Below are 22672 nucleotides of genomic sequence, written 5' to 3'. Positions count from 1 at the left end.
GGACCGGACGGCCTCCGGCGCACGGACCGCCCGGGTCCCGGCCCCGCGACCCGGCGAGCACGGAGGTGTCGTGCCGTCGGCCCGCGTCGCGTCCGGGCGTGCGACGACCGGGACCGAGCGGTCCTCGCGGGTGCGTCCGGCCGACCGCGCCGGTGCGCCGAGGCGTCCCGACGGCACCGCGGCCCCGGGGTCGGCGCGAGGTCCCGTCCGCACCGGTCCGGCGCGTGACGCCGCTCGTCCCGTCCGCCCCGCGCCGGCCGAGGGCGACGGGAGCGGACCCCGGACGACGCCGCGCGGCCCCCGCGTCGGGTCGCCGCCCCGGCGCCAGCGCGTCGCGCTGGGCCTCGTCCTGGTCCTGCTGGTCGTGCTCGCCGGACGTCTCGTCCAGGTCCAGGGGATCGCCGGCGGCAGCTACGCCGACCTCGCGTACTCGGGTCGGCTCACGACGGTCGAGATCCCCGGCACGCGGGGTCAGGTCGTCGACCGCAACGGTGAGGTGCTCGCCTCGTCGGTCGAGCGCTGGAACGTCGTGGTCAACCAGCAGCAGGTCGTGGCGGCGCTCAAGACACCCGAGAAGGCGGCCGAGAAGGCCGCCGAGCTCGCCGAGCTGCTCGACATGCCCGCGGGCGAGGTCGGTGCCGTGCTGTGGGGCGGCGAGGAGAAGCGGGGCTTCGTCTACCTCGCCAAGAACGTGCTGCCGGAGGTCTACGAGGAGGTCGCGGCCCGACGCGTCGCGGGCGTCTCGGGCGAGCGCACGTCCGACAGGTCCTACCCGGCCGAGAGCACCGGCGGCAACGTCCTCGGCTTCGTCGGTGCGGACAACAGGGGCCAGGCCGGCATCGAGCTCGTGTACGACGACCTGCTGTCCGGGCGCGCGGGCTCGCAGACGTACGAGCAGGGCGCGCGCGGCCAGCGGATCCCGACGGGTGAGCAGGCCGTCGAGCCCGCGGTCGACGGGCACGACGTGCAGCTCACCATCGACCGCGACATCCAGTACGTCGCGCAGTCCACGCTCGACGCGAAGGTCACGGAGTCGGGCGCCGAGTGGGGCGCGCTCGAGATCGTCGACGTCCGGACCGGGGAGATCCTCGCGCTCGTCGACTCGGGGGCGGTCGACCCCAACGACCCCGGCGCGACGCCGACCGACGACCGGGGGAGCAGGTCGGTCGGGGCCGTGTACGAGCCGGGCTCGACGGCCAAGGTCATCACGATGGCGGCGGCCCTCGAGCAGGGCGTCGCGACACCTACCAGCCAGTACGTGGTCCCGTACCTGCTCGACCTGCCGAACATCGGCGGCAAGCCCTTCAAGGACTCGCACGAGCACGGCGACCTGCGCCTGACGCTCACCGGCATCCTCGCCGAGTCGTCCAACACCGGCACGGTCATGGTCGGCAAGGAGCTGCCGCGCCAGGTCCGCCACGACTACCTGTCGAAGTTCGGCTTCGGCTCCACGACGGGCGTCGAGCTGCCCGGTGAGTCCGGCGGGCTGCTGTGGGCGGCGGACGACTGGGACGGCCGGTCGCAGTACGCGGTGCTCTTCGGCCAGGCCGTGAGCTCGACAGTGCTGCAGAACACCCAGGTGTTCGCGACGCTGGGCAACGGCGGTGTGCAGATGCAGCCGCACCTCGTGCGCGGCACGACGGCGCCCGACGGGACGTTCACGCCGAGCGAGCTCGCCGAGCCCGAGCGCGTCGTCTCGGAGGAGACGGCCAGGACGGTCGTGCGCATGCTCGAGAGCGCCGTCGTCGAGGGCACGGGCTCGAACGGCGCCGTCCCGGGCTACCGCGTGGCGGGCAAGACGGGTACCGCGCAGGCGTTCGAGGGCGGCGGCGTCATCAAGCACGTGTCGTCGTTCATCGGGCTGGTCCCCGCCGACGACCCGCAGCTGGCCATCAACGTCGTGCTGTACGACCCGAAGACGTCGATCTACGGCGGTGCGGTCGCGGCCCCCGTGTTCTCGCAGGTCGCGGCGTTCTCGCTCCAGCACCTCGGCATCCCGCCGAGCGGCGCGCCCGCGGAGCTCTTCCCCTCGACGTGGGAGTGACCGCGTGGCGGCCCCACCACCGGACGGTAGATTCGAGCCCGTGACGCCCCCCGTCGGCCGGCTGCGGCCTGCCCACCGACCTGCCCGTCACCTCACCGACCTCGTGCACGAGTTCTCCCTCGACGCACCCGCCGGCCTCGACGTCGTCCTCACGGGGGTCGCGGTCGGGTCGGCCGAGGTCGAGCCGGGCGACCTCTTCGCGGCGCTGCCAGGGCTGCGCCGCCACGGCGCCGACTTCGCCGACCACGCGGTGCGCCGGGGCGCGGTCGCGGTCCTGACGGACCCCTCGGGGGCCGAGGCGCTGGTCGGCGTGGTCGACGTGCCCGTCGTCGTCGCCCCGGACCCCCGGCGGCTGCTGGGTGCGGTCTCGGCCTGGCTCTACGGCGAGCCCGCGCGCGACGTCACCCTCGTGGGCGTGACGGGGACGAACGGCAAGACGACGACGACGTACTTCGTCGACGCGGCGCTGCGTGCGGTCCACGAGCGGACCGCCGTCATCGGCACGGTCGAGCTCCGCGTCGGCGACGAGGCGGTCGAGAGCCCGCGGACGACCGTCGAGGCGCCCGTCCTGCACGGCCTGCTCGCGCTCATGCGCGAGCGCGGCGTGACGGCGTGCTCGATGGAGGTGTCGTCGCACGCGATCGCCCTGGGGCGCATCGGCGGGCTCACGGTCGACGTCGCCGGGTTCACGAACCTCCAGCGCGACCACCTCGACTTCCACGGCGACATGGACGGCTACTTCGCCGCCAAGTCGCGGCTGTTCGTCCCCGAGCACGCCAAGCGCGCGGTCGTCTGCGTCGATGACGAGTGGGGCCTGCGGCTGGCCGCGCAGTCGGAGATCCCGGTCGACACGGTGGCGACGCGCGAGGACTCCGCGGGCGCCCGGACCGCGCGCTGGCGCGTCACGGACGCGACGATCGGGCTCGACGGCGTCGGCTCGACGTTCACGCTCACCGGTCCGGACGGCGAGAGCGTGCGCGCGGCGAGCCCGTTGCCCGGCCTCGTCAACGTCTCGAACGCCGCGGTCGCGGTGGTCCTCGCGCACCGGGCCGGCGTGCCGCTCGAGCTCGCCGCCGACGCCGTCGCGCACGCGCCCGGGGTCCCGGGCCGCATGGAGCGCGTGGTCGAGCGGGACGAGCGCCTCCCGCTGTGCCTCGTCGACTACGCGCACACGCCGGACGCGCTCGTCCTCGCGCTCGAGGCCGTGCGGCCGATCACGCCCGGGCGGCTCGTCATCGTGTTCGGCTCGGACGGCGACCGCGACCGCGGCAAGCGCCCGATCATGGGGCAGATCGCCGCGCGTCTCGCCGACGTGCTGGTCGTCACGGACGAGAACCCGCGCTCGGAGCCGCCCGAGAGCATCAGGGCCGCGATCCTGGAGGGCGTCCGCGCCGAGCGGCCGGACGGCCGCGACGTGCACGAGTCCGACTCACGCGAGCGGGCCGTCCGGCTCGCCCTCGACCTCGCCCGGCCGGAGGACACGGTCATCGTGACCGGCAAGGGCCACGAACCGACCCAGGAGATCGACGGGGTGTTCCACCGCTACAACGACCGTGATGCCCTCCTCGCCGCCGTGCGCGCGGCGGCCGCGGGGCCGACGAGCGGAGCCGGCGCGTGATCGCGCTGAGCGCCGAGGAGATCGCCGTCCTCGTCGGTGGGCGCACCGCGGGGGACCCGACGGCCACCGTGACGGCACCCGCGGTCGTCGACTCGCGGCACGTGACGCCGGGGTCGCTCTTCGTCGCGCTCCCGGGCGAGCACGTCGACGGGCACGCCTACGCCGCAGCCGCCGTCGCCGCCGGTGCGGCCGTGGTGCTCGCGGCGCGCGAGGTGCTCGACGACGACGGTGCGGCGCTGCCGTGCGTCGTCGTCGACGACGTCACGACGGCCCTCGGGGACCTCGCACGGGCGGTGCTGGGACGCCTGCGGCGTGCGGCCGAGCTCAAGGTGGTCGCGGTGACCGGGTCGGTCGGGAAGACCACGACGAAGGACCTCCTCGCGCAGGTCCTCTCGGGCACCGGGCCGACGGTGTGGCCCGAGAAGTCCTTCAACAACGAGATCGGGCTGCCGCTGACCGTGCTGCGCGCCGACGAGCGGACGCGCTTCCTCGTGCTCGAGATGGGCGCGAGCGGCATGGGCCACATCACGTACCTCACCGGGATCGCGGCGCCCGACGTCGCGGCGGTCCTCGTCATCGGGTCGGCGCACCTCGGCGAGTTCGGCGGCGTCGAGGCGATCGCCCGCGCGAAGGCGGAGATCGTCGCCGGGCTCGTGCCCGGTGGGACCGCGGTCCTCAACGCCGACGACGCGCGCGTGTCCGCGATGGCGGCGGACGCCCCGGGACCGGTCGTCCTCTTCGGGGAGGACCCGCGCGCGGCCGTCCGCGCCGCCGACGTGTCCGTCGACGAGCTGGGCCGTGCGCGGTTCCGCCTCGTGACGGCGGACGGCGAGGCCGACGTGCGGCTCGAGCTCGTGGGCGAGCACCACGTCACGAACGCGCTCGCGGCGGCGGCGGCGAGCCTCGCCGTCGGGCTCCCGCTCGGCGACGTCGCGGAGCGCCTGAGCGCCGCGACGGCCCTCAGCCCGCACCGCATGCAGGTCACCGAGCGGCCCGACGGCGTGACGGTGATCGACGACTCGTACAACGCCAACCCCGACTCGATGCGCGCCGCGCTCAAGGCGCTCGCCGTGCGCGCACGGGGACGCCGCAGCATCGCGGTGCTCGGGGAGATGCTCGAGCTCGGCGAGGACTCGATCCGCGCGCACGACGAGATCGGCCGCCTCGCCGTCCGTCTCGACGTGTCGCGGCTCGTCGTCGTCGGCGAGGGTGCGCGCCCGCTGCATCTCGGCGCGCTCCAGGAGGGCTCGTGGGGCGAGGAGACGTGCCTGCTGCCCGACGTGGAGACGGCCGAGCGCTGGCTCGCCGAGGAGCTGCGGCCCGGGGACGTCGTCCTGGTGAAGTCCTCGCACGGTGCGGGCCTGTGGCGGCTCGGCGAGCTGCTCACGGGTGACGACGAGCCCGCTGCCGAGCGTCGCGCCGGGGAGCGCGCCGACGCCGACGTCCCCCACGGGGGGTCCGCCGGATGATCGCGGTCCTGCTCTCGGGCGGGCTCGCGATGCTCATCGCGCTGCTCGGCACGCCCCTGTTCATCCGCTTCCTCGTGCGCCGCCAGTACGGCCAGTTCATCCGTCAGGACGGCCCGACGGCGCACTACACCAAGCGCGGCACGCCCACGATGGGCGGCGTCGTCATCATCGGCGCCACGCTCCTGGGCTGGGGCGGGTCGAGCCTCATCACCGGGAACGTGCCGAGCGCGTCGGCGCTGCTCCTGCTGTTCCTCATGGCGGGGCTCGGCCTCGTCGGCTTCCTCGACGACTTCATCAAGATCTCGCGTCAGCGGAGCCTGGGCCTCAGCGCACGCTGGAAGGTCGTCGGCCAGGGCCTCGTCGGCGTGACGTTCGCGGTGGCCGCGCTGCAGTTCCCGAGCGAGAACTTCCGGACGCCCGCCTCGACGCGCATCTCCTTCATCCGCGACACCGAGATCGACCTCGCCTTCGCCGGCGTGACGATCGGCCTCGTGCTCTTCGTCATCTGGGCGAACTTCCTCATCACCGCGTGGTCGAACGCCGTGAACCTCACCGACGGCCTCGACGGCCTGGCCACCGGCACGTCGCTCATCGTCTTCGGCGCGTACGTGCTCGTGTGCGTGTGGCAGTTCAACCAGCACTGCGAGTCGCTCGCGTCGGCCGGTCCGCGCTGCTACGAGGTGCGCGACCCGCTCGAGCTCGCCGTCGTCGCGGCGGCGATCACCGGGGCGTGCTTCGGGTTCCTGTGGTGGAACGCGTCGCCCGCCAAGATCTTCATGGGCGACACGGGCTCGCTCGCGCTCGGCGGTGCGCTCGCCGGGCTGTCGATCCTCTCGCGCACCGAGGTGCTCGCCGCCGTCATCGGCGGACTGTTCGTGCTCGTCGTGCTGTCCGACGTCATCCAGATCGGCTTCTTCAAGATGACCGGCCGGCGCGTGTTCAAGATGGCGCCCCTGCACCACCACTTCGAGCTGTCGGGCTGGGGCGAGGTCACGATCGTCATCCGGTTCTGGATCATCGCGGGACTCTTCGTCGCGGCCGGCGTGGGCATCTTCTACGCCGAGTGGGTCGCGGTGGCGCGATGAGCGCCACGGACCTGCGTGGCCGTCGCGTCGTCGTCGCCGGGCTCGGCGTCTCCGGACGCGCGGCCGCGAGGGTGCTGCGCGAGCGCGGTGCGGTCGTGACCACGGTCGACGCGCACGCGCAGGACGCCGACGTCGCCGACGCGGCGGACGTCGACGTCGCGGGGACCGACCTCGTCGTGGCCTCGCCGGGGTGGGCGCCGTCGCACCCGCTGCTCGTCGCGGCGCGCGAGGCCGGTGTCCCCGTGTGGAGCGAGGTCGAGCTCGCGTGGGCCGTCCGGGTGGACCGGGTCGGCGGCCGCGGGCCCGCCCCGTGGCTCGTGCTCACGGGCACCAACGGCAAGACGACGACCGTCGGGATGCTCGCCGCGATCCTCGCCGCCGCGGGGCTGCGCGCACCCGCCGTGGGCAACGTCGGGACGCCGGTCGTCGAGGCCGCGACGGACCCCGCGAACGACGTGCTCGCGGTCGAGCTGTCGAGCTTCCAGCTGCACCACACCCACACGACGGCGCCGCAGGCCGCGGCGGTGCTCAACGTCGCCGAGGACCACCTCGACTGGCACGGCTCGTTCGAGGCGTACGTCGCCGACAAGGCCCGCATCTTCGAGCGCACCGAGGTCGCGTGCGTGTACGGGACGCAGGACGCGGTGCTCGAGGAGCTCGTGCGCGAGGCCGACGTGGCCGAGGGGGCGCGGGCGGTGGGGTTCACGCTCGGCGCCCCGTCGCCGGGTCAGCTCGGCGTGATCGACGGCATCCTCGTGGACAGGGCGTTCCACCTCCCGGCCGACGACCCCGCGCGCCAGCGGTCCGCCGCCGAGCTCGCGACGGTCGAGGACCTCGCGCACCTCGCGGGCGCCGAGGGCCGGCTCGCGCCGCACGTCGTCGCGAACGCGCTCGCCGCCGCGGCCCTCGCGCGCGCGCACGGCGTGCCCGCCGCCGCCGTGCGCGACGGCCTGCGCGCGTACCGGCCCGGCGACCACCGCACCCAGCACGTCGCGACGGTCGACGACGTGGCCTACGTCGACGACTCCAAGGCGACCAACGCGCACGCCGCGAGCGCCGCACTCGCGGGGTTCGCGCCCGGCACCGTCGTGTGGGTCGCCGGCGGGCTGGCCAAGGGGGCCGCCTTCGACGAGCTCGTCGCGCGCCGGTCCGACCGGCTCCGCGCGGTCGTCCTCATCGGTGTCGACCAGGCGCCGCTGGCCGACGCGCTCGCCCGACACGCGCCGGCAATCCCCGTGGTCGCCGTCGATCCGACGGACACTGCCGTCATGACCAGCGCCGTGACGAAGGCCCGCCGCCTCGCCCAGCCGGGCGACACGGTGCTGCTCGCGCCCGCGTGCGCCTCGATGGACCAGTTCGACTCCTACGCCCACCGCGGCACGGCCTTCGTCGAGGCCGTCCGCGCGCTGCGGCCGCGTGGCTGAGGCCACGGTGACGGTCGGTACCAGGGTCGGCGAGCTCGACGCCGCCCCGCGGCGCGGAGCCGCGCTCGGAGCGTGGGACAGCGCCGTCACGAGCTACTACCTGATCGCCGGCGCGATGACGCTGCTCGTGACCATCGGCCTGGTCATGGTGCTGTCGAGCTCGACCGTCTACTCGCTGAGCGCCACCGACGGCGCGTCCGCGTACTCGGTGTTCCTCAAGCAGGCCCAGTACGCGGTGCTCGGGGTCCCGATCGCCTGGGTCGCGAGCAGGCTCCCCGTGCGGCTCTACAAGCGCGCCGCGTGGCCGGCGTTCCTCGCGCTCCTGGGCGTGCAGGCGCTCGTGCCGTTCATCGGCAAGGAGGTCAACGGCAACCGCAACTGGATCGTCGTCGGCGGGCAGTCGTTCCAGCCGTCGGAGCTCCTCAAGCTCGCCCTCGCGCTGTGGCTCGCGGCGGTCCTGGCGCGCAAGCGGCACCTGCTGGAGCGGTGGCAGCACGTCGTGGTCCCCGGCGTCGTCGGAGCGGTGGCCGCCGTCGGCTTCGTCCTGCTGGGGCACGACCTGGGCACCGCGCTGATCATCATGGTGCTCGTCGCCGGGGCGTTCTTCGTCGGTGGCATCCCGCTGCGGTGGTTCGCCGTCGCGGGCGCCGCGGGCGTGGCGGGCGCGATCGCGCTGGCTGCCGGGTCCGCGAACCGTGTCGGGCGCATCACCGCGTTCTTCAGCCCGGACTGCGACAAGGCGGGTGCGTGCTACCAGACCTACCGCGGCATGCTCGCGCTCGGCTCGGGTGGCCTCACCGGGGTCGGCCTGGGCGAGAGCCGCGAGAAGTGGTCCTACCTGCCCGAGGCGCACAACGACTTCATCTTCGCGGTCCTGGGCGAGGAGCTCGGGCTGCTCGGCACGCTGCTGGTCGTGGGGCTCTTCGGCGTCCTGGCGGTCGCGATCACGCGCGTCGTCCGTCGCCACACCGACCCCTTCGTGCAGGTCGCGACGGCAGCGATCGGCGCGTGGGTGCTCGGTCAGGCCGTCATCAACATCGCGGTCGTGATCGGGCTGCTGCCCGTCGTCGGCGTCCCGCTCCCGCTCGTGTCCGCCGGCGGCACCGCGCTCGTGACGACCATGCTCGCGCTCGGCGTCGTGATGTCATTCGCGCGGCAGGAGCCCGGCGCAGCCGAGGCGCTGTCCGCCCGACCCACCGTCGTACGCCGGTCCCTCGCGGTCCTCGGCCGAACCAGGAGCCGTCGTGGTTGAGTCCGTCCTGCTGGCCGGCGGTGGCACCGCCGGGCACGTCAACCCGCTGCTCGCCGTCGCCGACGAGCTGCGTCGGCGCGACCCCGGTACGGCCGTGGTCGTGCTCGGGACGGTCGAGGGTCTGGAGGCCGAGCTCGTCCCCGCGCGCGGCTACGACCTGGTCCCGGTGCCGCGCGTCCCGCTGCCCCGGACCCCCACGACCGCGTGGCTGCGCCTGCCCGGGCGCCTGCGCGACGCGGTGGACGCGGCCGACGCCGCGATCGAGGCGTCCGGCGCGCAGGTCGTCGTCGGGTTCGGCGGCTACGTGTCGACCCCGGCGTACCTCGCGGCACGCCGCCGCGGGGTACCCGTGGTGATCCACGAGCAGAACGCGCGTCCCGGTCTCGCGAACCGCCTCGGCGCCCGCTGGGCCCACGCCGTCGCGGTGACGTTCCCGGGGACCAGGCTGCCCGGTGCGCAGGTCACCGGTCTGCCGCTGCGTCCCGAGGTCGCCGCGCTGGTCGCGGACCGCGAGCACGACGCCGCGGGTGCGCGCCGCTCCGCCGCGGCCGAGCTCGGCCTGGACCCGACGCTGCCGACGCTCCTGGTCACCGGGGGCTCGCTCGGCGCGGTGCGCGTCAACGAGGCCGTGTCCGGCGCCGCACGCGAGCTGCTCGCCGCGGGCGTCCAGGTGCTCCACCTCACGGGTGCCGGGAAGGCCGAGGACGTGCGCGCCGCGGTCGCGGCCGCCGCCCGCGACGGCCTGACCCAGCACGCCGGCCGCTACCAGGTGCGCGAGTACCTCCCGCGGATGCAGCTCGCGCTCGCGGTCGCCGACCTGGTCGTGGCCCGTGCGGGTGCGGGGACCGTGGGCGAGCTCGCGGCGCTCGGCATCCCGGCCGTGTACGTCCCGCTCCCCGTGGGCAACGGCGAGCAGCGTCTCAACGCCCAGCCCGTCGTCGACGCGGGCGGCGGCCTCGTCGTCCCCGACCAGGCCCTCACGCCGCAGCGCGTCGTCGACGAGGTGCTGCCGTTCCTCGCCGACGCGGAGCGACTCGCCGCCGCGGGCCGCGCGGCCGCGTCGGTCGGCGTCACCGACGCCGCCGCACGGGTCGCCGACCTGGTCGAGGAGGCCGCGCGGTGAGCGAGCCGACCGACGTCACGACGCTCGGCCGGGTCCACCTGGTGGGCGTCGGCGGAGCGGGCATGTCCACCGTCGCGGCGCTGCTGCGTGCGCGGGGTGTCGACGTGTCGGGCTCCGACGCGCGGGACGGCGCCGCCGTCCTCGCCCTGCGCTCCGTGGGCGTGACGGTGCACGTCGGCCACGACGCCGCGCACGTCGAGGGGGTGGACACGCTCGTCGTCTCGAGCGCGATCCGGCCGACCAACCCCGAGCTCGTCCGGGCGCGCGAGCGCGGCATCCCCGTGCTGCACCGCTCGGAGGCGCTCGCCGCTCTCATGGCCGGTCGGCGTGCGGTCGCCGTCGCGGGGGCGCACGGCAAGACGACGACCTCGGCCATGGTCGCGGTCGCGCTCGGCCACGCCGGCCTCGACCCGTCGTACGCGATCGGCGGGACCGTCCGGTCGGCGGACGGGACCTCGGCGGACGCGGTCGGCGGGGCGCACCACGGGTCCGGCGACGTCTTCGTCGCCGAGGCCGACGAGTCGGACGGCTCGTTCCTCGCCTACCGGCCCGAGGTCGCGCTGGTCACCAACATCGAGCCCGACCACCTCGACCACTACGGGAGCCGCGAGGCCTTCGAGGACGCCTTCGTGCAGTTCGCCGACCGCGTCCGCGGGCACCTCGTGGTGTGCGCCGACGACGACGGCGCGCGCCGCCTGGCCGTCCGTGCGCGTGCCGCGGGCACGGCCGTCGTGACGTACGGGACGTCGGCGGACGCCGACGTCCGGGTCGGCACGTGGGCGGCCGAGGGCGCCGGCGGGCGGGTCGTCGTGCACGGCACGGACGGCGCCGAGGCCGAGCTCGTGCTCCAGGTCCCCGGAGCGCACAACGGGCTCAACGCGGCGGGTGCCTGGGCGGTCGCCCGGCTGCTCGGCGTCGACCCCGTGGCGGCGGCCGAGGGACTCGGCCGGTTCGGCGGGACGGGGCGCCGGTTCGAGGAGCGCGGTGAGGTCGGCGGCGTCCGGGTCGTCGACGACTACGCGCACCACCCGACCGAGGTGGCGGCGCTGCTCGCCGCGGCACGGTCCGTCACCGCCGGGCGCGTGCTGGTGCTGTTCCAGCCCCACCTGTACTCGCGGACGCGCACCTTCGCCGACGAGTTCGCCACGGCGCTCGCCGCGGCCGACGTCGTCGTCGTGACCGACGTGTACGCGGCGCGCGAGGACCTCGACCCGGACGTGACCGGGTCGCTGCTCACGGACCGCATGACGGCCACGGGCCACCCGGCCGCCGTGTCGGTGCCGGACCGCTGGGACGCCGCCCGGTGGATCGGCTCACGGGCGCGTCCGGGCGACCTCGTGCTGACGGTCGGCGCCGGCGACGTCACCGAGCTGGCACCCGTCGTGCTCGAGCAGGTGCGGGAGGACCGGGGCGGGGAGGCGCGGTGAGACCGCCGCCCAGGCCGCGCCGCGTCGCGCTGGGCGGTCCGCCCGCCGGTCCCGCGGCCGCGGGCTCGTCGCGCCCCGGCTCACCCCGCCCCGCGTCACCCCGGTCCGCGTCGGCTCCGGCGCCGACGGCGGAGGTGCCGACCGGTGCACGGACCTCCACGGGGGGCGACCCGACGGCGTCGGGACCGGGCGAGGGCCGAGGCGCGGCCTCGCGCGAGGCGGTGCCGGCGCAGGCGGCGGGCGCTCCGGTCCCCGACCGCGCGTGGCGGCCCGTGCGGCCGGCCGTGGTCTCGACCCGGTCGGCCGAGCGGTTCGCGGAGCGGGTGCGTGTGCGACGGCGGCTCACCCGACGGCGCGCGGTCGTCGCCGGGTCGGTCGCGGCGGCCGTGGCCGTCGTCGGCTGGGTCCTGCTCGGTTCGCCGCTGCTCGCACTCGACGTGGACGAGGTGGTCGTCGAGGGGCAGGGCACGGTCGTCGAGCCGACCCACGTGACCGACGTCGTCGCGGCCTACGACGGCGTGCCGCTGCCGCGCCTGGACACGGTCGGGCTGCGCCGGCAGGTCCTGGGTGTTCCGGGTGTCCGGGCCGCCGAGGTGACGCGACGCTGGCCGCACGGCCTGCGCGTCGTGCTGGTCTCGCGCGAGCCGGTCGCAGCCGTCCCCGACGCCTCGACGGGCTTCGCGCTCCTGGACCGCGAGGGCGTGCGGGTCGGCAGCGCGCAGGAGCCGCCCGCGGGTCTGCCGGTGGTCGACGTGCCGCTCGACGGCGACGCGCGGACGATCACCGCGGTCCTGGGCGTGCTCGAGCAGCTGCCGGACGAGCTCCGTGCCGAGCTCGTCGGGGTCTCGGCCCGCAGCCGTGACACGGTGCGCCTCGACCTCGCCGACGGCACCGTGGTCGAGTGGGGGAGCGCGGACCGCTCGGCGCTGAAGGGACGCGTCTTGCTCACGCTCCGGGCGACCGAGGCGGGCCGGTCGGCGTCGGTGATCGACGTCTCGGCACCGACCCTGCCGATCACCCGCTCCTGATCGCGCGACACGCGCGCGCGGTCGTTGCCGGGTCGCCGGAGGGCACCTAGCGTCGTCGTTCGACAGCACATCTGACATAACTCTAACCCTCTACCTGAACTTGAGGGTTGGACCCCCGACGGAAGGCACCGACGTGGCAGCACCCCAGAACTACCTGGCGGTCATCAAGGTGGTCGGCATCGGTGGTGGCGGCGTCAACGCCGTGAACCGCATGATCGAGGTCGGCCTCAAGGGCGTCGAGTTCATCGCGATCAACACCGACGCCCAGGCCCTGCTGATGTCCGACGCCGACGTCAAGCTCGACGTCGGCCGGGAGCTCACGCGGGGGCTCGGGGCGGGTGCCGACCCGGAGGTCGGCCGCAACGCCGCCGAGGACCACGCCGAGGAGATCGAGGACGTCCTGCGCGGTGCGGACATGGTCTTCGTGACGGCCGGCGAGGGCGGTGGCACCGGGACCGGGGGAGCGCCCGTCGTCGCGCGCATCGCGCGGTCGCTGGGCGCGCTGACCATCGGCGTCGTGACCCGGCCGTTCACGTTCGAGGGTCGTCGGCGGTCGGTGCAGGCCGAGAAGGGCATCGACGCGCTCCGGTCCGAGGTCGACACGCTCATCGTCATCCCGAACGACCGCCTCCTGTCGATCTCCGACCGGTCGGTGTCGGTCCTCGACGCCTTCCACTCGGCGGACCAGGTCCTGCTCTCGGGCGTCCAGGGGATCACCGACCTGATCACGACGCCCGGCCTCATCAACCTCGACTTCGCGGACGTCAAGAGCGTCATGCAGGGCGCGGGCAGCGCGCTCATGGGTATCGGCTCGGCACGCGGCGACGACCGGGCGGTCCAGGCCGCGGAGCTCGCGATCTCGTCGCCCCTGCTCGAGGCGAGCATCGACGGCGCGCACGGCGTGCTGCTGTCGATCCAGGGCGGCTCCGACCTCGGCCTGTTCGAGATCAACGAGGCGGCCCGCCTCGTCCAGGAGGCGGCGCACCCCGAGGCGAACATCATCTTCGGTGCCGTCATCGACGACGCGCTCGGCGACGAGGTCCGCGTCACGGTGATCGCCGCCGGCTTCGACAGCGGGTCGCCCGTCACGCGTAAGGACGACCGCGCGCTGGGTCAGGTCAGCGGCGCGCGTGCGGCCTCGCCCGAGCGGCACGCAGCGCGCCCGGCGCCCGCCGACCTGCCGGCGTCGCCGCCCGGGGGTGCCGAGGGGTGGCGTGCCGCCGAGGGCGTGCCGTCGTACGTCCCGGAGGTCCGACCCACGCCGGTCGGTGAGGACGCCCGCCCGGTGCCCGGCGCCGCACCGTCCTTCCTCGGGGACGAGCGCGAGGAGGGCCCGGCGCACGCGTCGCCGGCCGCCCCGGTCGAGGTCCCGCGCGTGTTCGAGGAGCGCACGGCCCGTCGGACGGACGACCTCGACCTGCCCGACTTCCTCAAGAACACCCCGTGACGGACGCGGACGCCCGGTCCCTGGTCCTCGTCGACCTGGGACCGGGCGTCCGCTGCGCGTTCACGACCGTCGCGACGGGGAACATCGGCTCGGCGGTCGGTGACGACCCGGTCCGGGTCCGGGCCGTCCGGGGGTCGGTCGACGCGTGGGCGGGCACCCGTGTGGCCTTCGCGCGTCAGGTGCACGGGGCCGCGGTGCACGTCGTCGACGGGGTGCCCGGCGCGGCCGACGAGGTCGTCGCCGAGGCCGACGCGCTCGTCACGGCGCACCCGGGTGTCGCGCTCGGCGTCGTCGTGGCCGACTGCGTCCCGGTCCTGCTCGCCGAGCGGGCCGCGGGCGTCGTCGCGGCCGTCCACGCCGGTCGGCGCGGGGTCGTGGCCGACGTGGTGACCCGCGCGGTCGAGGTCATGGCGTCGCTCGGGGCCGAGCCGGCCGCGGTGCGCGCCGTCGTGGGGCCGGCCGCCTGCGGCGGCTGCTACGAGGTCCCGGCCGCCCTGCGCGACGAGGTCGCGGCGGTCGTGCCCGAGGCGTGGTCGACGACGTCCTGGGGGACGCCGGCCCTGGACCTGCCCGCCGCGGTGCGGGCCCAGCTCGACCGTGCGGGCGTGGCGCGGGTCGCGATGTCGGGCGCGTGCACGATCGAGGACGTCCGCTGGTTCTCGCACCGCGCGGCGACCGGCGGTGCGGTGCCTGCGGCCGTGCGCGGGCTCGTCCGTCCGGTCGGGCGCGTGGCGGGCGTCGTGCGCGTACTCCCGTCGACGGCCCGCTCGTGACGTGAGCCGCGCGCGGCGTGTCGTCGCAGGGTGGGTGAGGGCGCGCGGCTAGCGTGGCCCTCGACCGGATCGCAGCCCGCGGGCAGCGGTCCACCTGGACCGTCGTTGGTGGGATGGAGGCCTCATGGCCGGAGCGCTGCGCAAGACGATGCTGTACCTCGGGCTCGCCGAGGACGACCGGCAGGGCACGCACGTCGACGAGTACGACGACGCGTACGACGGCGAGGAGTACGACGTGGCGCAGGAGTACGAGGCCGAGGTCACGCCGCTGCACCGCACGCCTCGTGCGGTCGAGCACGTCGCACCCCCGGCCGAGCTGCGCCGGATCACGACGATCCACCCGCGCTCGTACAACGACGCACGGACGATCGGCGAGGCCTTCCGGTCGGGCACGCCGGTGATCATGAACCTGTCGGAGATGACCGACGCGGACGCCAAGCGGCTCGTCGACTTCTCGGCGGGCCTGATCTTCGGCCTGCACGGCGCCATCGAGCGCGTGACCTCGAAGGTCTTCCTGCTCTCGCCGGAGCACGTCGAGGTCGCGGGCGAGGACCACGTCGCCGGCGGCGAGCCGCGCTCGGGCTTCTACAACCAGAGCTGACGTGGATCTCGTCTTCGGCGTCCTGTACCTGGTCGTCCTGGTCTTCTTCCTGCTGCTCTTCGTCCGCCTCGTGCTCGACTGGATCCAGGTCTTCGCTCGCGACTGGCGGCCCCGGGGTGTCGTCCTGGTCGTCGCGGAGGCGACCTACACCGTGACCGACCCGCCGCTGCGTGCGGTGCGCCGCGTCGTGCCGCCCCTGACGCTCGGCAGCATCCGGCTCGACCTCGCGTTCATCATCGTGGCGTTCGCGTGCTCGATCCTCCTCGGGGTGCTCCAGGCGCTCGCCAACCGCTCCTGACCGGGGCCGCCCCCTCGGGGCGGGGACGAACACGGACGTAACGGCGCTGATCACGGGCCCGCGCCGACACGCCGTCCGCCGAGCGGACGACCGCCGCGTGCGGCGACGAGGGGATCCGCTACCGTGAGGCGAGGCGGTCGGCGGACTGCCGGGCCCGACCAGCACGATCAACCCGAGGTGACAGCATGGCTCTGCTGACCGCAGACGACGTCCTGAACAAGAAGTTCCAGGCCACGAAGTTCCGCGAGGGCTACGACCAGGACGAGGTCGACGACTTCCTCGACGAGGTCGTCAACACGCTGCGTGCGGTCACGGCCGAGAACGACGAGCTCAAGAGCAAGCTCGCGGCGGCGGAGCGCCGCGTCGCCGAGCTGAGCCGCGCGGGTGCCGCGCAGCCCGCACCGGCGGCCGCCCCGGCCCCCGCGCCGCAGCCGGAGCCCGAGCCCGTCCGTCAACCCGAGCCCACCCCGGCGCCCGCGCCCGCACCCGTGGCGGCCGCCGCTGCACCCGCGCCGCAGCGGGTCAGCGAGCCCGAGTCGGCGACGGGGATGCTCCAGCTGGCCCAGAAGCTGCACGACGACTACGTGCGCAGCGGCCAGGAGGAGGGCGAGCGGATCATCACCGAGGCCAAGTCCCAGGCGACGCGCATCGTGCGCGAGGCCGAGGAGACCTCGACCCGCACGCTCTCGGCCCTCGAGCAGGAGCGCAGCCTCCTCGAGCGCAAGATCGACGAGCTCCGCGTGTTCGAGCGCGACTACCGGACGCGCCTCAAGAGCTACCTCGAGAACCTGCTGGGCGACCTCGACGCCCGCGGTGCCAGCGTCGCGCCCCGTCAGGGAGCCGGCGAGCAGGGTCTGCAGTTCAACGGCTGACCGCCGACCAGCCGTCCCCGTGGCGTGAGCCGCCCGGCCTCACGCGCCGACCGTACGACGCACCATCCCGCCTCGCGGGGTGGTGCGTTGTGCGTGGTGCCCCTGCGGTCTAGTCTCGCGTGACCCTTCACACCGAGGAGCACCATGGCCATCGACGACACGGTGGGCCCTGCTCAGGGCCCCGCCGTACCCGACACGTCCCGCATCGCCGAGCTCGTGGACTCCTTCCCCGTCCGGGACGGTGAGGAGCCCTGGACGGTCGAGGAGGTCGAGGCGATCGCGACCGAGATCGCGGTCGAGGTCGACCGCCTGCGGGCCGAGCTCGCGGCGGCCGACGCCGAGCTCTCGGCGCTGCTGCGCAACTCCGGTGAGGGGTCCGGCGACGACCAGGCCGACTCGGGATCGAGCGCGCTCGAGCGCGAGCAGGAGCTCACGCTCGTCAACAACACGCGTGACCTCCTCGAGCAGAACCTGCACGCGCTCGAGCGCCTCGGCTCGGCCGGCTTCGGCACGTGCGAGTCGTGCGGGGGTCCCATCGGCAAGGCACGCCTGCAGGCCTTCCCCCGGGCCACCCTGTGCGTCACCTGCAAGGCCCGTCAGGAGCGTCGCTGAGCGTGCACCGCAGTCGCCGCCTCCTCGGGCTCCTGCTCGGACTGGCGCTCGTCGTCCTGGTCGTCGACCAGCTCACCAAGGTGTGGGCCGTCGCGTCGCTGTCCGAGGGGGAGCGCATCCCGGTCGTCGGTGACCTGCTCGGGCTCACCCTCCTGTACAACCCGGGCGCGGCGCTGAGCATCGCGACGGGCATGACGTGGGTCTTCACGGTCGCCGCGGTCGCCGTGACCGTCGTCGTCCTGCGGATCGCGACCCGGCTCGGGTCGCGTGCGTGGGCGGTCGCGCTCGGGCTGCTGCTCGGCGGTGCCGTCGGCAACCTCCTCGACCGGCTGCTGCGCGAGCCGGGCTTCGCGGTGGGGCACGTCGTGGACTTCATCGCGTACGGCGAGCTGTTCGTCGGCAACGTTGCCGACATCGCGATCGTCGTCGCCGCGGGCCTGATCGTGCTCCTGTCGATGCGCGGTGTCGGGGTCGACGGGTCGCGCGAGGGCGGGCACGAGCCCGAGCGCGTCGTCGCCGAGGACGCGGGCCCGACGTCGTGAGCGCACGTGCCATGCCCGTGCCCGACGGGCTCGCGGGCGACCGTGTCGACGCCGGGCTGTCGCGCCTCCTCGGCGTCTCGCGCACCCGCGCCGCCGAGCTCGCCGAGGCCGGTGCCGTGACGCTCGACGGCCGCGCCGTCGGCAAGTCCGACCGGCTCACCACCGGCTCGTGGCTCGAGGTCGACGTCTCGGCCCTCGACCGCGTCGAGGCGCCCGCCGCCGCGCCCGAGCCGGTCCCCGGGATGCGCGTCGTGCTCGAGGACGAGCACCTCGTCGTGGTCGACAAGCCCGTGGGTGTGGCCGCGCACCCGTCACCCGGGTGGACCGGGCCGACCGTCGTGGGCGCCCTCGCGGCCGCAGGCTTCCGCGTCGCGACGTCGGGTGCGGCCGAGCGGCAGGGGGTCGTGCACCGACTCGACGTCGGGACGTCGGGGCTGATGGTCGTCGCGAAGAGCGAGCTGGCGTACTCGGGCCTCAAGCGCGCCTTCAAGGAGCGGACGGTCGACAAGGTCTACCACGCGGTCGTGCAGGGCCATCCCGAGCCGACCGTCGGCACCGTCGACGCGCCCATCGGCCGCCACCCGTCCGCGGACTACAAGTTCGCGGTCACCGCGGACGGCAAGCCGTCCGTGACGCACTACGAGGTGCTCGAGATGGTGCCCAACGCCTCTCTCGTCGAGGTGCACCTGGAGACCGGGCGGACGCACCAGATCCGGGTGCACATGGCGGCCCTGAGGCACCCCTGCGTGGGCGACGTCACGTACGGCGCGGACCCCACGCTGGCCGCCCGGCTCGGCCTGACGCGCCAGTGGCTCCACGCGATGCGTCTCGCCTTCGACCACCCCGTGACGGGTGCGCGCGTCGAGGTGACCAGCCGGTACCCGGACGACCTGGCGCACGCGTGGTCCGTGCTCTCCGAGGGCTACCGCTGACCCCTCGCACGGACGTGGGTCGGGCGGCCGGACCACCGGCGCCCGCCGGCCCGACGCGCGTGACGGCTGTCACGGAGGCCTCGCGCCGCCGCGCCGCTCGCGGTCCGGGCCGTGTCGGGGACGCCACCTAGAATCGTCCGCATGCCCGCACCTGGATCGGACTTCGTCCACCTCCACGTGCACACCGAGTACTCGATGCTCGACGGTGCCGCGAAGCTCGACGCGCTCTTCGCGGAGGCCAACCGGCTCGGCCAGACCGCGATGGCGACCACGGACCACGGCTTCCTGTTCGGCGCGTTCGACTTCTGGAGCAAGGCCCGCTCGGCCGGCATCAAGCCGATCCTCGGCGTCGAGGCGTACGTCACGCCGGGCACGAGCCGCTTCGACCGCACGCGCGTGCGGTGGGGTGAGGCCCACCAGAAGGACGACGACGTCTCGGCGAGCGGCGCCTACACCCACCTGACGATGTGGGCACGGAACAACGAGGGCCTGCACAACCTCTTCCGCGCGAGCTCGCTCGCGTCGCTCGAGGGCCAGATGGGCAAGTGGCCCCGTATGGACCGCGACCTGCTCTCGACGTACGCGTCGGGCCTGATCGCGTCGTCGGGCTGCCCGTCGGGGGAGATCCAGACGCGGCTGCGCCTGGGTCAGTACGACGAGGCGCTCCGCGCGGCGGGCGAGCTGCAGGACATCTTCGGCAAGGAGTACTTCTACGTCGAGCTCATGGACCACGGGCTCGACATCGAGACGCGCGTGCAGAAGGACCTCCTGCGGATCGCGCAGGAGATCGGCGCGCCGCTCGTGGCGACGAACGACCTGCACTACACGAAGCAGGAGGACGCGCACTTCCAGGAGGCGCTCCTGTGCATCAACTCGGGTTCGACGCTCGCGGACCCCGACCGCTTCAAGTTCGACGGCGACGGCTACTACGTCAAGTCGGCCGAGGAGATGCGACGCATCTGGCGGGAGCTGCCCGAGGCGTGCGACAGCACGCTCCTCATCGCCGAGCAGTGCGACGTCAGCTTCAACACGTCGGCCAACTACATGCCGCGGTTCCCGCTGCCGCCGGGCGAGGACGAGACGAGCTGGTTCGTCAAGGAGGTCGAGCGTGGCCTCGCCAAGCGCTACCCCGGCGGTGTCCCGGACAAGGTCCGCACGCAGGCGGACTACGAGACGGGCGTCATCACCCAGATGGGCTTCCCCGGGTACTTCCTCGTGGTCGCCGACTTCATCAACTGGGCCAAGGACAACGGCATCCGCGTGGGTCCCGGCCGTGGCTCCGCCGCGGGCTCGATGGCCTCGTACGCGATGGGCATCACCGAGCTCGACCCCCTCGAGCACGGCCTGATCTTCGAGCGCTTCCTCAACCCGGAGCGCGTCTCGATGCCCGACGTCGACATCGACTTCGACGAGCGTCGGCGCGGCGAGGTGATCCGCTACGTCACCGAGAAGTACGGCGACGAGCGCGTCGCCCAGATCGTCACCTACGGGACCATCAAGGCCAAGCAGGCCCTCAAGGACTCCTCGCGCCTCCTCGGCTTCCCGTTCGCGATGGGGGAGAAGCTCACCAAGGCGATGCCGCCGGCCGTCATGGGCAAGGACATCTCCCTCTCGGGCATCTTCGACCCGAAGGACCCCCGGTTCCCGGAGGCGGAGGAGTTCCGCCAGCTCCACGCCGCCGACCCGGACGCGCAGCGCGTCGTGGAGCTCGCCCAGGGCATCGAGGGCCTCAAGCGGCAGTGGGGTGTGCACGCCGCCGGCGTCATCATGTCGAGCGACCCGCTCATCGACATCATCCCGATCATGCGCCGCCCGCAGGACGGGGCGATCATCACGCAGTTCGACTACCCCACCTGTGAGGGCCTCGGCCTGATCAAGATGGACTTCCTCGGGCTGCGGAACCTCACGATCCTCGACGACGCGCTCGCGAACATCGTCGCGAACGGCAAGGACCCGATCGAGGTCGAGTCGCTGCCGCTCGACGACCGCGCGACGTACGAGCTGCTCGGACGCGGTGACACGCTCGGCGTGTTCCAGCTCGACGGCGGGCCGATGCGCTCGCTCCTGCGCCAGATGCGCCCCGACAACTTCGAGGACATCTCGGCCGTCATCGCCCTGTACCGCCCGGGCCCGATGGGCATGAACTCGCACACGAACTACGCGCTCCGCAAGAACGGCCTGCAGAAGATCACGCCGATCCACCCGGAGCTCGAGGCCCCGCTCGCGGAGGTGCTCGACGAGACGTACGGCCTGATCGTCTACCAGGAGCAGGTCCAGCGCGCGGCCCAGATCCTCGCGGGCTACAGCCTCGGCCAGGCCGACCTGCTGCGCCGCGCGATGGGCAAGAAGAAGAAGGAGATCCTCGACAAGGAGTTCGTGCCGTTCCAGGCGGGCATGCGCGAGCGTGGGTACTCCGACGCAGCGATCCAGGCCGTGTGGGACACCCTGGTCCCGTTCGCGGGCTACGCGTTCAACAAGGCGCACTCGGCCGCGTACGGCGTCGTCTCGTACTGGACCGCGTACCTCAAGGCGAACTACCCGACCGAGTACATGGCGGGTCTGCTCACGAGCGTCCGTGACGACAAGGACAAGTCGGCCCTGTACCTCGGCGAGTGCCGCCGGATGGGCATCACGGTCCTCCCGCCCGACGTCAACTCCTCCGCGGCGAACTTCACCGCCGTGGGTGCGGACATCCGGTTCGGCCTGACGGCGGTCCGGAACGTCGGTGCGAACGTCGTCGACGCGATCGTCGCGGCCCGGGAGGAGAAGGGCGACTTCACGTCGTTCCAGGACTTCCTGGACAAGGTCCCCGCGGTGGTCTGCAACAAGCGCACGATCGAGTCGCTCGTCAAGGCGGGTGCCTTCGACTCGCTCTCGCCGAGCCGGCGCGCGCTCCTGCTCGTCCACGAGCAGGCCGTCGACGCCGTCGTCGGGGTCAAGCGGCGCGAGGCCGAGGGCCAGTTCGACCTCTTCGCGGGCTTCGGCGGCGGTGACGAGGACGGGCTGTCGTTCAGCGTCGAGGTGCCCGACGTACCGGACTGGGACAAGAAGCAACGCCTCGCCTTCGAGCGCGAGATGCTCGGCCTCTACGTCTCCGACCACCCGCTCTCGGGGCTCGAGCACGTGCTCGCGTCCGCGGCCGACTGCTCGATCGCCGCGCTCACGGCGGACGAGGCCCGTGCCGAGGGCTCGATGGTCACGGTGTGCGGGCTCATCACGTCGCTCCAGCGCAAGATGTCGAAGAACGGCAACCCGTGGGCGGCCGTGACGCTCGAGGACATGGACGGCTCGGTCGAGGTCATGTTCTTCGGCGAGACCTACCTGGCCTACTCCACGGTGCTCGCGGCCGACGCGGTCGTGACGATCCGCGGCCGTGTGCGACGACGCGACGAGACGATGCAGCTCCAGGCGGTCGAGGTCTCTCTACCCGACGTGTCCGCCGTCGAGACGACGCCGGTGACGATCACGCTGCCCGTGTCGCGCTGCACGCCGCCGGTCGTCGAGCGCCTGCGCGAGATCCTCGCGACGCACCCGGGGGTCACCGAGGTCCACCTCAAGCTCACCCAGCCCGGCCGGTCGACCGTGATGCGCCTCGACGAGGGACTCCGGATCGAGCGGTCGCCCGCGCTGTTCGGGGACCTCAAGGCGCTGCTCGGCCCCGCGTGCCTCGCCGCGGCAGGGACCTGAGCGCGTCATGGTGAGCCTCACGCCCGAGCAGCACGTCTTCGTGACCGAGCGTCACCTGGCGACGCTGACGACCCTGCGACCCGACGGGACCCCCCACGTGGTCCCGGTGGGCTTCACGTGGGACCCCGACCAGGGGGTCCTGCGGATCACCACCCGCGTCACGTCGGCGAAGGTGCGCAACATCGAGCACCACGAGGCCGTCGGTGGGACGGCCCGCGCCGCGGTCTGCCAGGTCGAGGGCGGGCGGTGGCTCACCTTCGAGGGCAGCATCACCGTGTCCCGCGAGCGGGACGAGGTGCTCGAGGCGATGCGTCGGTACGCACGGCGCTATCGCGAGCTCAAGGAGGACCCGCGTCGGGTCGTCCTGCGGCTCACGGTCGACCGCGTGATGGGCTCGACGTACATGACCCGCTGACCCGGCGGGTCAGCGGCGGCCCC

The 22672-nt window shown here is 73.9% G+C and carries 19 protein-coding genes; all 19 read left to right on the top strand.

Features of this window, described 5'->3' with window-relative positions; genetic code table 11:
- The first annotated feature begins 70 nt into the window (after positions 1–70).
- The 19 genes from IEV86_RS03650 to IEV86_RS03560 all read left to right on the top strand — a co-directional run bounded on the left by IEV86_RS03650 (position 71) and on the right by IEV86_RS03560 (position 22649).
- Positions 71–2044 carry a peptidoglycan D,D-transpeptidase FtsI family protein gene (locus tag IEV86_RS03650; RefSeq protein WP_229734453.1) on the top strand — a complete coding sequence of 658 codons (1974 nt, stop codon included), beginning with the start codon at positions 71–73 and terminating at the stop codon, positions 2042–2044.
- A gap of 40 nt (positions 2045–2084) precedes the next feature.
- The gene (locus IEV86_RS03645) at positions 2085–3662 is read left to right on the top strand and encodes a UDP-N-acetylmuramoyl-L-alanyl-D-glutamate--2,6-diaminopimelate ligase (protein ID WP_043609700.1); all 1578 of its coding nucleotides are present in this window, start codon (positions 2085–2087) and stop codon (positions 3660–3662) included.
- Positions 3659–5131, top strand: coding sequence for a UDP-N-acetylmuramoyl-tripeptide--D-alanyl-D-alanine ligase (locus IEV86_RS03640; protein WP_052426528.1), 1473 nt, complete (start codon positions 3659–3661; stop codon positions 5129–5131). The genes IEV86_RS03645 and IEV86_RS03640 overlap by 4 nt, the downstream gene beginning before the upstream one ends.
- A complete protein-coding gene (gene mraY / locus IEV86_RS03635; RefSeq protein WP_043609703.1) occupies positions 5128–6216 on the top strand; it encodes a phospho-N-acetylmuramoyl-pentapeptide-transferase in 1089 nt (362 codons plus the stop codon). Before IEV86_RS03640 ends, mraY begins: the two co-directional genes overlap by 4 nt.
- Positions 6213–7640, top strand: coding sequence for a UDP-N-acetylmuramoyl-L-alanine--D-glutamate ligase (gene murD / locus IEV86_RS03630; RefSeq protein ID WP_188484545.1), 1428 nt, complete (start codon positions 6213–6215; stop codon positions 7638–7640). Before mraY ends, murD begins: the two co-directional genes overlap by 4 nt.
- A complete protein-coding gene (gene ftsW / locus IEV86_RS03625; RefSeq protein WP_229734452.1) occupies positions 7633–8892 on the top strand; it encodes a putative lipid II flippase FtsW in 1260 nt (419 codons plus the stop codon). The genes murD and ftsW overlap by 8 nt, the downstream gene beginning before the upstream one ends.
- Positions 8885–10015, top strand: a complete 1131-nt coding sequence (gene murG / locus IEV86_RS03620; protein ID WP_043610207.1) for an undecaprenyldiphospho-muramoylpentapeptide beta-N-acetylglucosaminyltransferase — start codon at positions 8885–8887, stop codon at positions 10013–10015. The genes ftsW and murG overlap by 8 nt, the downstream gene beginning before the upstream one ends.
- Complete coding sequence (murC, locus tag IEV86_RS03615) at positions 10012–11442, top strand: UDP-N-acetylmuramate--L-alanine ligase (RefSeq protein ID WP_043610204.1); 1431 nt, start codon at positions 10012–10014, stop codon at positions 11440–11442. Before murG ends, murC begins: the two co-directional genes overlap by 4 nt.
- Positions 11443–11714: 272 nt before the next feature.
- Positions 11715–12470 (top strand): cell division protein FtsQ/DivIB, encoded by a 756-nt coding sequence (locus IEV86_RS03610; protein ID WP_052426398.1) that lies wholly within the window; start codon positions 11715–11717, stop codon positions 12468–12470.
- A gap of 133 nt (positions 12471–12603) precedes the next feature.
- The gene (ftsZ, locus tag IEV86_RS03605) at positions 12604–13917 is read left to right on the top strand and encodes a cell division protein FtsZ (RefSeq protein ID WP_043608248.1); all 1314 of its coding nucleotides are present in this window, start codon (positions 12604–12606) and stop codon (positions 13915–13917) included.
- Positions 13914–14690 carry a peptidoglycan editing factor PgeF gene (gene pgeF / locus IEV86_RS03600; protein WP_043608250.1) on the top strand — a complete coding sequence of 259 codons (777 nt, stop codon included), beginning with the start codon at positions 13914–13916 and terminating at the stop codon, positions 14688–14690. The genes ftsZ and pgeF overlap by 4 nt, the downstream gene beginning before the upstream one ends.
- 124 nt (positions 14691–14814) lie before the next feature.
- Positions 14815–15291, top strand: a complete 477-nt coding sequence (locus IEV86_RS03595; RefSeq protein WP_043608256.1) for a cell division protein SepF — start codon at positions 14815–14817, stop codon at positions 15289–15291.
- 1 nt (position 15292) lies between these two features.
- Entirely contained in the window at positions 15293–15589 is a 297-nt protein-coding gene (locus IEV86_RS03590; RefSeq protein WP_043608257.1) for a YggT family protein, read from the top strand.
- A gap of 185 nt (positions 15590–15774) precedes the next feature.
- Positions 15775–16461, top strand: a complete 687-nt coding sequence (locus IEV86_RS03585) for a DivIVA domain-containing protein (RefSeq protein ID WP_043608259.1) — start codon at positions 15775–15777, stop codon at positions 16459–16461.
- 144 nt (positions 16462–16605) lie between these two features.
- Positions 16606–17073, top strand: coding sequence for a TraR/DksA family transcriptional regulator (locus IEV86_RS03580; protein ID WP_043608261.1), 468 nt, complete (start codon positions 16606–16608; stop codon positions 17071–17073).
- Between the two features lie 2 nt (positions 17074–17075).
- Positions 17076–17615, top strand: a complete 540-nt coding sequence (gene lspA, locus IEV86_RS03575) for a signal peptidase II (RefSeq protein WP_306460083.1) — start codon at positions 17076–17078, stop codon at positions 17613–17615.
- A gap of 11 nt (positions 17616–17626) precedes the next feature.
- On the top strand, positions 17627–18547 hold the full coding sequence (locus IEV86_RS03570) for an RluA family pseudouridine synthase (protein WP_043608262.1): 921 nt from the start codon (positions 17627–17629) through the stop codon (positions 18545–18547).
- A 141-nt stretch (positions 18548–18688) separates the two neighbouring features.
- Positions 18689–22234: a DNA polymerase III subunit alpha gene (gene dnaE, locus IEV86_RS03565; RefSeq protein ID WP_043608266.1), complete on the top strand. Its 3546-nt coding sequence runs from the start codon at positions 18689–18691 to the stop codon at positions 22232–22234.
- Positions 22235–22241: 7 nt separating this feature from the next.
- Positions 22242–22649 (top strand): pyridoxamine 5'-phosphate oxidase family protein, encoded by a 408-nt coding sequence (locus IEV86_RS03560; RefSeq protein ID WP_043608269.1) that lies wholly within the window; start codon positions 22242–22244, stop codon positions 22647–22649.
- Positions 22650–22672 lie beyond the last annotated feature (23 nt).

The sequence above is a fragment of the Cellulomonas carbonis genome (genome assembly GCF_014636275.1).
GTDB classification, from domain to species: domain Bacteria; phylum Actinomycetota; class Actinomycetes; order Actinomycetales; family Cellulomonadaceae; genus Actinotalea; species Actinotalea carbonis.
The sequence above is the reverse complement of the archived record's forward strand: the minus strand, read 5'-3'. Positions and strand labels throughout refer to the sequence as shown.